This window comes from Bdellovibrio sp. HCB-110, assembly GCF_047323225.1.
GTDB lineage: Bacteria > Bdellovibrionota > Bdellovibrionia > Bdellovibrionales > Bdellovibrionaceae > Bdellovibrio.
The window spans coordinates 3007751-3021474 of record NZ_CP178750.1 but is presented as its reverse complement, the minus strand read 5'-3'; the positions used below and the strand labels follow the sequence as shown (position 1 = coordinate 3021474).

The 13724-nt window shown below is 45.7% G+C and carries 12 protein-coding genes; 5 read left to right on the top strand and 7 right to left on the bottom strand.

Annotated features, from left to right (window positions below; all coding sequences use genetic code 11):
• Window positions 1-145: 145 nt before the first annotated feature.
• The gene (locus ACL934_RS14350; RefSeq protein WP_374074547.1) at window positions 146-1693 is read right to left on the bottom strand and encodes an ArnT family glycosyltransferase; all 1548 of its coding nucleotides are present in this window, start codon (window positions 1691-1693) and stop codon (window positions 146-148) included.
• Window positions 1694-1800: 107 nt separating this feature from the next.
• Between ACL934_RS14350 and ACL934_RS14345 the strand changes: the two genes are divergently transcribed.
• Complete coding sequence (locus tag ACL934_RS14345) at window positions 1801-2832, top strand: MBL fold metallo-hydrolase (RefSeq protein ID WP_413612508.1); 1032 nt, start codon at window positions 1801-1803, stop codon at window positions 2830-2832.
• A 9-nt stretch (window positions 2833-2841) separates the two neighbouring features.
• Window positions 2842-4263 (top strand): aspartate ammonia-lyase, encoded by a 1422-nt coding sequence (aspA, locus tag ACL934_RS14340; RefSeq protein WP_413612507.1) that lies wholly within the window; start codon window positions 2842-2844, stop codon window positions 4261-4263.
• 1 nt (window position 4264) lies between these two features.
• Here the strand turns inward: aspA and ACL934_RS14335 are convergent, their stop codons facing one another.
• A complete protein-coding gene (locus ACL934_RS14335; RefSeq protein WP_374074541.1) occupies window positions 4265-5305 on the bottom strand; it encodes an FUSC family protein in 1041 nt (346 codons plus the stop codon).
• Window positions 5306-5310: 5 nt separating this feature from the next.
• The gene (locus ACL934_RS14330; RefSeq protein ID WP_374074539.1) at window positions 5311-6150 is read right to left on the bottom strand and encodes a substrate-binding periplasmic protein; all 840 of its coding nucleotides are present in this window, start codon (window positions 6148-6150) and stop codon (window positions 5311-5313) included.
• Window positions 6151-6195: 45 nt separating this feature from the next.
• On the opposite strand from ACL934_RS14330, the gene ACL934_RS14325 reads away from it, so the two are divergent.
• Complete coding sequence (locus ACL934_RS14325) at window positions 6196-7380, top strand: RtcB family protein (protein WP_374074537.1); 1185 nt, start codon at window positions 6196-6198, stop codon at window positions 7378-7380.
• 178 nt (window positions 7381-7558) lie between these two features.
• Here the strand turns inward: ACL934_RS14325 and ACL934_RS14320 are convergent, their stop codons facing one another.
• The 4 genes from ACL934_RS14320 to ACL934_RS14305 all read right to left on the bottom strand — a co-directional run bounded on the left by ACL934_RS14320 (window position 7559) and on the right by ACL934_RS14305 (window position 12299).
• Window positions 7559-8050, bottom strand: a complete 492-nt coding sequence (locus ACL934_RS14320) for a hypothetical protein (protein WP_374074535.1) — start codon at window positions 8048-8050, stop codon at window positions 7559-7561.
• 97 nt (window positions 8051-8147) lie between these two features.
• The gene (locus ACL934_RS14315) at window positions 8148-8741 is read right to left on the bottom strand and encodes a DUF4360 domain-containing protein (RefSeq protein ID WP_374074533.1); all 594 of its coding nucleotides are present in this window, start codon (window positions 8739-8741) and stop codon (window positions 8148-8150) included.
• A gap of 70 nt (window positions 8742-8811) precedes the next feature.
• Complete coding sequence (locus ACL934_RS14310) at window positions 8812-9573, bottom strand: DUF4360 domain-containing protein (RefSeq protein WP_374074531.1); 762 nt, start codon at window positions 9571-9573, stop codon at window positions 8812-8814.
• A 113-nt stretch (window positions 9574-9686) separates the two neighbouring features.
• The gene (locus ACL934_RS14305; RefSeq protein WP_374074529.1) at window positions 9687-12299 is read right to left on the bottom strand and encodes an ATP-binding protein; all 2613 of its coding nucleotides are present in this window, start codon (window positions 12297-12299) and stop codon (window positions 9687-9689) included.
• A gap of 150 nt (window positions 12300-12449) precedes the next feature.
• On the opposite strand from ACL934_RS14305, the gene gloA reads away from it, so the two are divergent.
• Window positions 12450-12959 (top strand): lactoylglutathione lyase, encoded by a 510-nt coding sequence (gene gloA / locus ACL934_RS14300; RefSeq protein ID WP_374074527.1) that lies wholly within the window; start codon window positions 12450-12452, stop codon window positions 12957-12959.
• A 3-nt stretch (window positions 12960-12962) separates the two neighbouring features.
• A complete protein-coding gene (gene mtgA / locus ACL934_RS14295; protein ID WP_374074526.1) occupies window positions 12963-13706 on the top strand; it encodes a monofunctional biosynthetic peptidoglycan transglycosylase in 744 nt (247 codons plus the stop codon).
• Window positions 13707-13724 lie beyond the last annotated feature (18 nt).

The window sequence follows — 13724 nt, the reverse complement described above, 5'->3', positions numbered from 1 at the left end:
AAGGACGGCCTTCGTCGGCGCCACGATGGCGCGAACCACTGCGAAGCAGTGGCGACGACCGAGCCCGGAAGGCGTGCCGCCCGCAGCGTCTACCCCTAAGCCCACTCTCCATAGCTTCAAATCCCCGCTCGAAGCGAATCATAAGCTACTTAGTAATCCCCTGAAAGTTAGTACAGTAGTAGACGTAAAAAGTACGAGCGTGAATTCCATGACGGAATGTTTTCATTTCTTCTTTTTGGCAAGAGTCCCACTTCGCCCATTCGATAGGATCAGCAGGATACTTCTCAGTACTCACAAAGATCGCATCTTGTCCTTTGAGGTTGTTCATCTCTTCAGGCGATTGCATCACCGTGTAGTGACTGACTGTTGAACTCAACATATACACTTTTTGTTTCGTGCCCCATGTTGTCTGCGCAGTGTTTTCATAGCGGTGAGCCGCGATGAATGGTTTTCTTCCGCTCTCGGCATGAATTTCTCTTTGGCGACGATTCACATAGCGGCCAAGATCTTCCCAGCCTGTGAATTCATTGCTGAAGTCGTAAGTGGTTTTCCACTCTCCGCTTGGATTGAAAAGCTTGTAGGCTTTTGGAATCCACGGATAAGCAAATGGTGTGTAGCTGATAAGTCCCAACACCAAGAAGAATCCGACGATACCCCAAGTGTAGATCTTGTTGCGTGGCTTCACGATTTTGCGGCGGCCCCAGTGTAGACCTTGGGACCAAATAGCTCCCGCGCCCATCAACAACAATGTGTAAGCAGCGCCACTCCAGTGCGGTTTGTATTCTGCAAACAAAGGTTGCGGATAGAAAACGGCGATGGAGGGAAGTGTTAAGCACAGGAGGAATCTCCAGCGCGCTTCTTTGACTTTCACGAAGGATGTGATGAAAGCCAAAACGATCATCACGTACAAGAACGGTGTTGTGAATAAAAGTTGGGCTGCAAAGAACACGAACCAACGAGAGAGAGTGAAAGATTCTCCGGTGTGGCGATCATGGAATTGATATTTAAATCCAGGCCACTCATGCAGATGGTTCCACAAGAAGATCGGTGTGCAAAGCACAGTTGCAATTAGGAAACCCACCCACGGCCATGGTGTCAGCAAATCTTTGCGACGTTGCGGAGTTGCCAAAAGATATAATCCAAAACCGGGAGCTAACAAGGCGATGATGAATTTGGAATTCAATCCAAGTCCCATCAAGACACCTAGCCATAGCCACGTTTTTTTCACGCTCCAACGTTTATCGTCTTCGCGCACGCCTTGCCAGAAAACCCAAGAAGCCGCGACCCAACAAAACATGAAGGGAGGCTCAGGGGAGGCAACATAACCGCCAAAGCCCCAGAACGGAGACCACAGCAAAATAAAGCCGACAAAAATAGCCGCCCACTCATCGAAAAGATCTTTGGTGAGTTTGTAGAGCAAAACAACCGTTCCGACAAAACACAGGAAGCCGGGGAGGCGCACGCCTAAGTAAGTGTCGCCGAAAAGACTCGTTGTGATCGCTTCAAGCCAGGCAATCATAGCCGGGTGATCGAAATAAGAAAGTTGTAACCACTTCGACCATGACCAGTGGTAAGCTTCATCATCAATAAGGCCGATATTTAAAGAGAAAAAAGCTCGAAATAGCAGTGTGAGAATAAAGAGAATTGTGACTTTCTGCGCTGTGCTTTGCTGCTTCCAAAATTCACGAATCACGGGTGTTTCCTTGCTATCTGGGTGTCAGTGGTCAGTCCTATTATTTCATGGCGCGCAAGGCAACATCTTTCTTGCCTAGAGCAGAGGCTCAATGCGAATCTGCTCCGATGAAATGGACCCTTATTGCAGCGACAGGCCTCTTGATTTTTTCGGGCTGTCAAAGTTATCGCTATTACGATCCCACGAAGCCTCATCGTGGCGAGAGTCGTTTTTTTAATAACTACGATAACTCCCCTAAGGCGAGCTTTTGGAAGTGGCAATGGGAGCGTTTAACAGGGCCTAAAATCGAAGAGCCGCCATTTCAACCTGAGGTGTTAAAAACTGACACGGCTTTCTTGCGCAATAATCGCAATGAAAACACATTGACGTGGGTTGGGCACGCGACGTCTTTGCTGCAAATCGATGGCGTCAATGTTTTGATGGACCCGGTGTTCTCTGAGCGGGTTTCTCCAGTCAGTTTTGCGGGCCCCAAACGACTTGTTGCTTTGCCATTTGAAATTTCGGAACTGCCAGCGATTGATATCGTTGTTGTTTCCCATGCCCATTATGATCACTTGGATCTACCGACTCTCAGAGAGTTGGCAAAAAGAGATGCAAATACCATCTTCTTAGTTCCTCTTGGCGACGAAGCGCTTTTAAAATCTGAAGGCATTCAAAACGTCAAAGAAATGGACTGGTGGGAAAACATGCAGATCAAAAATCTGACACTGACATTCACTCCAGCACAGCATTGGACTCAACGAGGACTTTTTGACACGAATAAAACTTTGTGGGGCGGTTGGCATATTCAGGGCAAAAACCTGAAGGCTCTCTATACTGGCGACACGGGCTACTCCCAGGACTTAATCGACATTCGCAAAAAATTGGGGCCCGTGGATCTGGCACTGATTCCCATTGGAGCCTATGAGCCACGTTGGTTTATGAAACAACAACACGTGAATCCCGAAGAAGCTTTGCAGGTGCATCGGGATTTAGAATCTAAACTTTCTATCGGCGTGCATTGGGGAACTTTCCGTTTGGCTGATGAGCCTATGGCAGCTCCCGTTGAGGATTTAAAGAAGGCCCTAGAGAGTAATCATCTGGATGCCGGTGTTTTCCGTGTGATGAAGCACGGTGAAATTTTGAAGTTAAAAAATTAAAGAGGACGTATGCAAAAATTCCGAGTTGAAAAAGATCTTTTAGGCGAAAAAAATGTTCCTGTGGATGCCTATTATGGAATTCACACCGTGCGTGCGGTAGAGAACTTTCAAATTTCCGGAAAAACAATTGGCGAGAGTGAACTCTTTGTTCGCGGATTGGCTTTGGTAAAAAAAGCGACGGCTTTGGCCAATGGCGAACTGGGAACTGTTTCTAAAGATGTGGCTCAATCCATTGTGGAAGCTTGTGATGTGATTTTGCAAAACCCGAAAAAATGGGCGTCGCAATTTCCTTCGGATGTCTATCAGGGTGGGGCGGGGACTTCCGTCAATATGAATGCCAATGAGGTGATCGCGAATATCGCACTAGAAAAGCGCGGTCTTGAAAAAGGCACTTATGCGGTCATCAATCCCAATGATCATGTGAATAAGTGCCAGTCCACGAATGATGCCTATCCAACGGCCTTTCGCGTGGCTCTTTATGAACATTTAAATGTGGCGATCAAAGCGGTGGACGATCTGGCTCTGGCTTTTGAAAATAAGGGCAAGGAATTTAAAAATGTTTTGAAGATGGGGCGCACACAATTGCAAGATGCGGTGCCCATGTCTTTGGGGCAAGAGTTCAACGCCTTTGCGACTCTTTTGAAAGAAGACAGTCGTCTTATTAAAAATGTGCAAAAACTTATTTTGGAAGTGAATTTGGGAGCGACGGCGATTGGCACGGGAATCAACACGCCTCCGGGTTATGCGCCTTTGGCCGTGCAGAAACTGGCGGAAGTGACGGGATATCCTTTTGTTCAATCCGAAGATTATATCGAAGCGACCAGTGATTGTGGTGCTTACATTATTGTTTCTGGCGCGCTCAAAAGAACGGCCGTAAAACTTTCTAAAATTTGCAACGATTTGCGTTTGTTGAGTTCAGGCCCTCGTGCGGGACTTAAAGAGATCAATCTCCCAGAAATGCAAGCGGGCTCTTCGATTATGCCAGCAAAAGTAAATCCGGTGATTCCTGAAGTTGTAAATCAAGTGGCCTTTAAAATTATCGGCAATGATTTGGCAGTAACTTTGGCGGCAGAGGCAGGACAACTGCAACTCAATGTGATGGAGCCTGTGATTGCGTCGAGCCTTTTTGAATCTTTGGATCTTCTCACTCAAGGTTGCGTGACCTTGCAAAACAAATGCGTGAAAGGAATCACGGCCAATGTCGATCGTTGTCGTGATTACGTGATGAATAGCATTGGCATCGTGACGTTCTTAGATCCTCTTATTGGACATGATGAGGGCGATAAGATTGGAAAGATCTGTGCCGAGACTGGAAAGAGCGTTGCCGAGGTGGCGATTGAACGAGGTCTTGTGACTCAGGAGCAACTCAACGAAATTTTCTCCATCGAAAATCTGCTCAATCCCAAGTACATGGGGAAGCTGAAAAAATAATTCACTCTTTAGGAGGGCTGTCTTTCCAAAGGAACTGTGGGTTTGCAATGATGACTCCCAGAAGACTTAAAAGACATCCCAAACCGGTGGCTTGCAGGCGTAGCAAGGGCGTGCGCATGTCACCGTGTTCAATGCTTGGCATATCTAAAATCAACAGCAGCATCACGACCACAACAGCAGAGCCCAACCAATAACTGCGGCTTAAAGCCCAAGGTCCCCAGAAACTAATCAGAGTTAAAGCTAAGATCGCAAGCCATGGTGAATGAATCGTCAGGATCAGTGCTTCAGCAACGAGGACTCCGATCAAGGTGCCAAAAAATCTTTGCACGCTCCGGTAAATACTTTGTTTGGCATCGGGTCTCATGATGATTAGGACCGTACCCACGGCCCAATAACCGTGATCCACTTTGAAGTAATCAACAATAATCAAAGCGATAAAAACAGAAAGACTGTAGCTAAAAGCATAAAGGTGACGGTTTCTCTCTGTCGTCAATGAATCTTTCAAAGTCGCACGCAGGCGCGTAAAAGGATTGGGTTTGTGACGTCTTAAGAAAACTAAGACCGAAAGAAAAACCACAACACAGATATAACCTAGAAAAGCGTAAGCCAAGGCTTCTTTGAGATATTTCTCAATAGCAAGTGAGTAGGCTCCGGCGAGAACTTGAAAAGTTCCAAACAAAATGGCGCGCTCCAGTTCCGCACCCTTTCCTCCCATCAGTCCCATCCAATAAGTCAGCGCCAACAAAATCGGAATCAAAAGAGGTTTGTGTGAGGCCGTCATCACACCAATCACAAGTCCGCCCAGTAAAAATAGAAATGTCAGTGTGATCACCCACAAGCGGTGGCCTAAAGTTCCCAAATGATCATTGAGAACCAAAAGAAATCCGACCAGAGCTCCAAAGATGGAAATCGGAAGTTGATGAGTCCATACACCGATCACAAGAGGAAAGGCCGTGGCAAACGCGCATACAAACATGCGCGGCCAAGGTGACGGAACAGGATTTATTTTGAGAACTTCCTGAAGATGATCACGTAAACTCATAAGGTTTAATATATGCCGGAGGTGACGATATTAGAAATAAATTCCTCGGGAGATTTCGTCGCTGGCAATACCGCCTGAAAAGCTCCCGGAGGACTGAGCAGAGTCACCTCTGAAGGAGCGGGATGATCGCCAAACCATTTTTTATGCAGAGTTTTGAACTCGCCACTTTTTTTGACTTCTTCCAAAGCATTTTTCCAAGCATTCATCACCTTTGGATCTGTTCCTTTAGAGAAAGCAAAGTACAGAGAGCTGTGATAAAGAGGCCGGATTTTTTTGTAAGCATCGTTCGGATATCCCGCTTGATTCAGAAGTTCTTTGATCACCAAAACATCATCGCAGACAAAATCAATTCGGCCCGCCATGAGCATCTTGATATTGTTCACGGGAGAATTGACTGCGACAATTTTTTTGAAGCCGCGTTCTTCTAAAGTTTTTTGAAATGCAGTTCCACGATGCACACCGATGCTGTAATTTTTCTGAAGATCGCGAGGGTCATCAGGAAATGAGCGTCGTGCGAAAAGGGCGATCTCTCCATTGGCAATAGGACCTAAGAGTGTCACAAGACGTTGGCGTTCCGGAGTTTTTATCATCGTAAAAAGAAGAACGTTAGGCTGAGTTGTCACGAGATGATAGGCCCTGGGCCAAGGAACAACTTCGATCTTATCTATCGCCCCCATGCGTTTTTGCAAAAGTTCTGCAAGTTCAACGGCCATTCCTTGGGGAGTGCCTGACTTTTCAAAGGACATAGGAGGCCAGTTCTCTGTTAAAATTCTTAAAGAAGAATTTTGCGCCAGAGTCAGTTGTGCAAACATCGTCAAAAATGCGAATAACAGAAACCGGGTCATGTGTTAATATTAGCATAGAAAACACTGTTAAAGAGAGTTACGACTATGCCAGTACTGACAAACATTAATTCATCTCATGTTCCCGTTAAGATTTGGGCTCCTGAAGCGGAGGTTGAATCTCAGGCTCTTCAGCAACTCAAAAACGTCGCTTCTTTGCCTTTTGTATTTAAACACATTGCTGCAATGCCTGATGTTCATCTTGGAATTGGAGCCACAGTCGGAAGTGTGATTGCGACAAAAGGTGCTGTGATTCCTGCAGCTGTGGGCGTAGATATTGGCTGCGGTATGATTGCAGCTCGCCTGAATATTGAACCCGATCGCGTTCTTCATGACTTGGATCGCTTAAGACACTCTATCGAAAGATCTATTCCTGTGGGAACGGAATCCAATCGTAAAATCACCAACTCGGTCGCAGCATGGCACGGTTGGAAGGATCTTCCTGAAAATGTTTCGTTGTTGCGTTTGAATGAAAGAGCTTCGTTGCAATTAGGAACTTTGGGCGGTGGAAATCACTTTATTGAAATTTGCACAGACGCGGATGGTTCCGTGTGGGTGATGTTGCACTCAGGCTCTCGTCACGTTGGAAAAAGTTTGGCAGAGCAACACATTCGTCACGCGAAAAGTGATTTGGCCAGATTGGCCGTACAACTTCCTGATCCAGACCTTGCTTACTATGTCGAACAAACGCCTGAATATGATAATTATATGCGCGATCTAGAATGGGCCCAAAGTTATGCTCTTGAAAACCGTGAAGAGATGCTTCGTCGCATTCTCGATGCGATTTCATGGCATGTGGGTATGAAAGGTGCGCCAGTGCCATTCTCAATGAAAGTAAATTGCCATCACAATTATGCCACTCGCGAAGTTCACTATGGTGAAAATGTTTTAGTGACACGCAAAGGAGCCGTGCGTGCTCAGCGTGGTGATATGGGAATTATCCCTGGTTCGATGGGAGCACGCTCTTATATTATCCGAGGTAAAGGCAATCCTGAATCGTTTAACTCTTGCGCTCATGGAGCCGGAAGAAAGATGTCGCGTTCCGAAGCGAAACGCCGTTTCACCGTGGAAGATCTAATCAATCAAACCCAAGGCGTGGAGTGCCGTAAGGACTTCGGTGTGTTGGATGAGATTCCATCGGCATACAAAGACATTGATAAGGTGATGGAAAATCAAAGTGATCTTGTGGAAGTCGTGGCAGTTCTAAAACAAGTTCTCTGTGTCAAAGGCTAAAGAACGAAGGATATACCTCAAGGAACTAGCGAAAAATAAACAGTGAAGGCCACAAGGCTTCCGCCGACAAGCAGAGAGGTCAGGAATTGTTTTTTAAACATGGATTCCTCCTTGAGATCTTAGCTTAAAGACTACTCTCGCGGAGGAAGTGGCGGGATATGTTTTTTAGAACGGAACTTTAGTTGCGTTTCTTGCGAGCTTGATGGCGGTGTTCTTCGTGCCAGCTTTTTCTTTCAGCCGAAGTTTGTTCTTTGTTCAGTTCTGATTTTGGCAAGTGCTGCAAAGTAGCACGCAATTGCGAGTGCAGTGGCAAAAGAGCTGTCCCTGTCATTAAAAGATCGCGGTACTGTTTTGAAAAAACGGAAGGTTCTGGAGAATCTTGATCAAATAAAAGATTTTCGATTTCAGCACGCGCAGTTCCGGCATGTTGGTCTGTGATAAATTCAAGCTCTGTCAGAATATCAATATCAGCCATAAGGGAAGTGAGTTCACGCAACCACATGTATCTTTCAGCTGTCATTAAGACTTGAAACCATTCCGTGGGAGCTGCTTGATAACCGACTTCGCGATCAAATTCTTCTTTGAGTGAATTAAGAACTTCTTTTTGAAGAGCCCAGAGGGCTTGGCGAACTTGAAGGGCTTTTGAGTGGTGTGCTGATTGTTGTGTCATCGGCAGGGCTCCTGTTAATATGCAAAAGTAGATGTTATCGCATTTTTGGATGGAAAACATCTACTTTTGCCGCAATAAGCCTGCGCTTTAAGTCAAACTATCTGCAACGTCTCCATTGGAGATGGTAGATGACGCCTGAAGTGATATCCGCGCTATCCACAGTCGCTAGAGTTTGTTCTTGGCGAGCATTTGTTTGAGCCATCATGGAAGTGTTCACGCGAAGGTTCACGCTAGCCCCGCATGGAGACCACACCATAGCACTTGCGATAAGACCGTCAGATACAGTGTAGACATCGTTGTAAGGGCCTACGAAAGTTCTAGAAATACGAGGACCACGAGCTCCGGCCCAGAAGTACTCTGCATCAAAGCGTGCTTGTCCGCCACGAGGAACAGAGTTGAAGCCACGGTAATCCACTTGGAATACAGACACGCTATAGCCTTGTGGCACTTGCACTGGAACAGAGATGTTGCAAGACTTACGGTCGACGCGGCGTCCGTTTCCAGCCTCAGCAACATAGCTGTCAAAGAGAATACTCAGAGCCGTGTTGTCTGGGCTCAAAGTCACACTGGCAGATCCCGCAGGACATCCAGTACCACCGTAAGCTGGCTGTCCTAAGCTGACTTGAGCTTGCGCCTTCAAACTAATAACCGACATAACTCCAACTAGTGTTAAGAGCATTTTAGATTTCATGGTTCCCCCTTTTGGTTTTTTATTAAAACGTTTTTAGTTAAATTTATTTTCTAATTTCAAGTTTGGATATTTAGCGGCCACCTGGAAAACGCGGAGGTCTTCCTGGATTTGGTGGAGGTGTCGGACGAGGATTTCCCGGCTCCTGAATCGGAGGACGAGAGCCACCGCCAGACGGTGCGCATTGTTTCCATGCGAGTGTGTATCTTTGCGACTGCACTTGGCCATCAATACTGTCCAAGGTGATTTGTGCTTGAACCAGTGAAGACAAATTCAGATTTCTTGCCATCAAATAAGTTGTTAGGAAGAGCGTTTGATTTTCTTGGTTGCTGCAAGGAGCCCAAGGTGCGACACGGGGATCAATATCGTGACGGATGTAGTAGTTGTCGTTGTAAGGACCACGGAACTCTTGCAAACGGAAGTTGTAAGTGCCGCCGTTTTGGTAGCCAGGTCTTTCGTTGCGAGGTTTGCTTCCATCAAAAGAATAAAGGGCCTGATGAACAGCGACAGTGCCAGGTTCTGCATAAGCAAAACCGCGGTAGTCAGCTGACAAAACGGCGAATGTCCAACCGCGCGGAACAAAGAAATTCACTTTCAATTCGCAGTTCAAACGAACAATCGGATTTTGCATTGTGGATGCCGCAGAAAAATTATCTAAAAGAAGAGAGAATGTTTGACCGTCAGGAGAAATGTTTCCGTTGTACGATCCCACCGGGCAACCTGTGCCCACAGCTTGAAGACTTTGAATTCTTACACCAGGAGGTGTTTGTGCTTGTGAATGTTGAGCCAGAACAAATAATAAAAGACCAGCAAGTGGAGCGAAGCCTCGCCACATAATATTCCCCCTTCAATTTCCTCTTCCCCCGAAGAGCTGGTGACTTTCATCACCTGCTAAGCCCTATAGCAAGGGGTGGGCCAGGATATTTTGGGGGCAGGATGGCTCCGCTTTTATTTATTTTGACGCGCGCGAATCATTTCATGGAGGTGGTGCAAAAGGTCCGATCTCTTCAGTGGTTTTACAAGATGCAAATTGCAACCGACGTCAAAGCTGTGCGCAATCTCGTTCTTAAGAGCATAAGCAGTCAAAGCCCAAATTTGCACTGGCACTTTGTTCGTGGATTTTTCCCACTGACGAATTTCTAGTGTCGCAGTGAAACCATCCATTGTGGGCATCTGCATATCCATTAAGATGAGGTCAAGATGACCCTCTTTGAAAATTTCGAACGCTTTGACACCATTTTCGGCCTCAAGAACTGTGTGAGGAGTGTCTTTTAAAAAAGCTTTTATTAACGTGCGATTGTCTTCGGTGTCATCTGCCACCAGAATGCGCAAAGGAACTCCATCGTAATTTATTGAATGAGTGTTTAACTCCTCCGACTTTTTCTTATGTGACTTATCAGCTTTTCTTATGACGGGCAGATCCAAGGTAAAACTAAATGTGCTTCCTTGGTGAACCTGGCTTTGTACCTGAATATCGCCATTCATCATTTCTGTGAGTCGTTTACATATAGATAACCCCAATCCCGTTCCGCCAAATTTACGCGTGATTGTTGAGTCCGCTTGCGTAAATGGTTTAAAGAGATGCGCGAGTTTGTCGGAAGGAATGCCAATACCCGTATCTTTCACCTGAAATAAAATATTCCCGGGACGTTGAAGATGTGGATTGGGAGTGATTAAAATATCTATGTGACCTTTTTCTGTGAACTTGACGGCATTTGCGACCAGGTTTGAAAGGATCTGACGGATGCGTGTGGGATCTCCTTGATAAACGTTACGAACGTCATCACTGATATTCAAAGTAAGCTGCAATCCTTTTTCGAGAGCTTTCAAAGAGAACATTTCATGAACTTCAGTGGCAAGTTCCTCAAGATCCACGTCTGTTTTCTCCAGGGACACGAGGCCAGCTTCAATCTTCGAGATATCCAAGATGTCATTGACGATATTAAGAAGATTCTGACCTGCTTTTTTGGAGATGTCGACGTAGTGTCTTTGTTCTTTATCCAAAGGCGACTCTTCCAAAAGATCGGCCATACCCAAGAGCACATTTAAAGGTGTACGAATTTCATGACTCATGTTTGCTAGGAAATCCGATTTTGTCTTAGAGGCTCTTTCAAGTTGCAGGTTGAGTTCGCGCAGATGCAAAGTCTTTTGATTGACGATCTCCTGCACGGTCACAAAGCTGTTGGCAATCGCTAAGAGCAAAGAACAAATTAAAAACGTAAAAAGCAACGTAGCAAAAAGAAAGATACTGGTACTGAAGGTCAATCCGACACGCAACGAAGGATCTTGAAAAAGAGAAATTTGCCAAAGACGGTCACCGACATCCAATGGTGCTGTCCACGTTAAGGCTTTGTTGTAAAACTTTTTAGCTGTCTTATCTGCTCGGTCTATGGAATCCACAATGAGAAGAGGAGACTCCTCACTCATGTCCTTGATTTGGACACGGTAACTGGGATCGTTTAGAAACTCCGTGAGTGTCGTGAGAATTTTGTTAAGATGGACAATTTCAAATAAAACACCTTTATCAGTGCCTATCGCTAAAAACCAAAAGGAGTTTTCAGCGTCGTGATGGAAATCTTCCAGTAACACCGGGGCGTAGCTGATAACTTTCTTTTCTTTAGAAGCTCTTTGCAGAAGATCTCTTAGAACAGGATTTGCGCCGAGGTCGGAGTTTAAAAGGTCTTCATTGCCCTCTAGAGGCTCTACAAATTGAACAGAGAATATATTTTCGTTGGCAGAGTGAGAGGGAATCCAGCCCAGCGTTTGAATCTCAGGATGGTTGGCATTCAAGGCGCGGGTGAAGTCCTTAAATTCCTTGCTGGTCACTTCCTGGGAATTTAAATAAAAACTTTGCAGGGTGACGAGGATCCCCTGGTAGGCCACGATGTCTTTTTCGACAAGATTCAAAATCATTTCAGATTTTTTTGTAAATTCTGAAATGACTTTGTCCTTTTCCACTTTATTCAAATAGTGAATGGCACCGACCACGATGCTAAAGAAAATGAAAAGAGGAAGCAGAACCGTCTTCACTGATTTCATCCAAAAGCGTCGGGACTTTATCGAGAAAATTAAAGCCAGAGGTGCGAAGATGATGCCACCCGTGGCATCTCCAATAAACCAATGCAGCCAATTCATCGAAAAATTGCCGGAATGAATGAGCTCAGTGAAGTAGAGAGTCGAAACACCCACAGTGGAACTGATAAATCCGGCGAAGGGGCCTGCGATAAGAAGATAAAGAAGAAAATCTTTCTCTCGGTAAAAGGTCTTTGGATAATCCAAACCTTTTTTTATAAGAAGGCTTGCAAAGATCAGGCTTGAGGTATTGCCGATAGCAATTCCCAAAGCCGTCCAGGTAGCAACTTCGGCCGGAGCCGTGGTGTAGTTGACGAGGAAAGCGCCAACGAAAATTCCAGGCCAACGATTGATTCCAAAGAGCAACAGAGCCGCGATTCCGAGTCCCGTCGGTGGCCAAATCGGGGAGGCATATCCCGGCGGTGTTGCCCAAAGAAGGCCCAACTTCCCTGTAATATAGTAAGTGATGGCAAGGAGAAATGTTTGCAATATCCAGGGCTTCCACGAGAACTTATTCATAGGAAAGAGTTTAAAGGTCTTAGGGCGGGGACTCAATAAATCTCTAGTTATTCTCGCAAATCCATTCTTGGTACTGTGGTCCAAAATGTGTTATTCCTAGGACTCGAAACGGAGAAAAATATGTCAGAGGTTCCAGGGCTTTGTTTGTCGCCGGATGCGGAGACACAGAAGTACGTTTTTAACCACACCATGTTGCGAATCAAGGACCCGAAAGCCTCTTTGGACTTCTACTCCCGCGTTCTTGGAATGAAATTGGTCCGTAAACTTGATTTTGCGGAGTGGAAGTTTTCTCTGTACTTCTTAGCCTATGTACCGGAAGGAACGTCCGTACCTACCGCGAACGATGGTAACGCGAAATACACTTTTGGCCGTGAAGCCGTTTTGGAATTGACCCACAACTGGGGAACAGAATCTCAAGAGGCAACTCCGTATCATAACGGCAATACCGAGCCCCGTGGTTTTGGTCACATCTGCATTTCAGTCCCGAATATTCAGGAAGCGTGCGCGCGATTTGAAAAGCTCGGCGTAAATTTTCAGAAGAAATTACGTGAGGGCGGAATGAAAAACATCGCCTTTATCAAAGATCCAGATCAATATTGGATTGAGATCGTACAACCGGGTCTACTATAAAAAATGAAAAATCGTTGGGCGCTGATTCGAAAGTTGATATTGCAAGCCGTGTTGCTCTTCTTTGTGAGCAGCTTGGGATTTGTTTTGCTTTATCGCTTTGTTCCAGTACCTTTGACGCCACTGATGCTCATCCGTTCCGTGGAGTCCTTGGGCGCAGACAAGTTTGTCGGGATTGAAAAAGACTGGGTTCCTTTGGAGGATATTTCTCCCTCGATACAAAGAGCGGTTCTCAAAGCTGAAGACTATCGTTTTTTTGAACACAATGGTTTTGACTACGAAGCCATTCAAAAAGCGATGAAGTTTAATAAGACCCACAAAAGAAAAAAAGGGGCGAGCACGATCAGCCAACAGACCGCGAAGAATGTTTTCTTGTGGCCGTATCGCGATTGGGTGCGCAAAGGTTTTGAGGCGTATTTCACAGTGCTCATTGAATTTGTCTGGCCTAAAGAGCGCATCATGGAAGTTTATTTGAACGTCATCGAATTAGGCCCCGGTGTTTATGGAGTTGAAGCGGCGTCTCAGAAATTCTTTAAAAAGAGCGCTAAAAATCTGAACCCCCATCAGGCCTCTTTGATCGCGGCGGTTTTGCCGAACCCGCGAAGATTCCGCATTGATCGCCCTTCCATTTATGTGATGGCTCGTCAGCGTCGAATTTTAAATCGCGTCGCTCCTGAGCTGCCAAAGTCTGCTGATGCTTCTTTATTGGATTTCTTAGATCTTAAATTCGAATCGGAAGATGAAGACTGATTTTACTTCCGTCCAGTG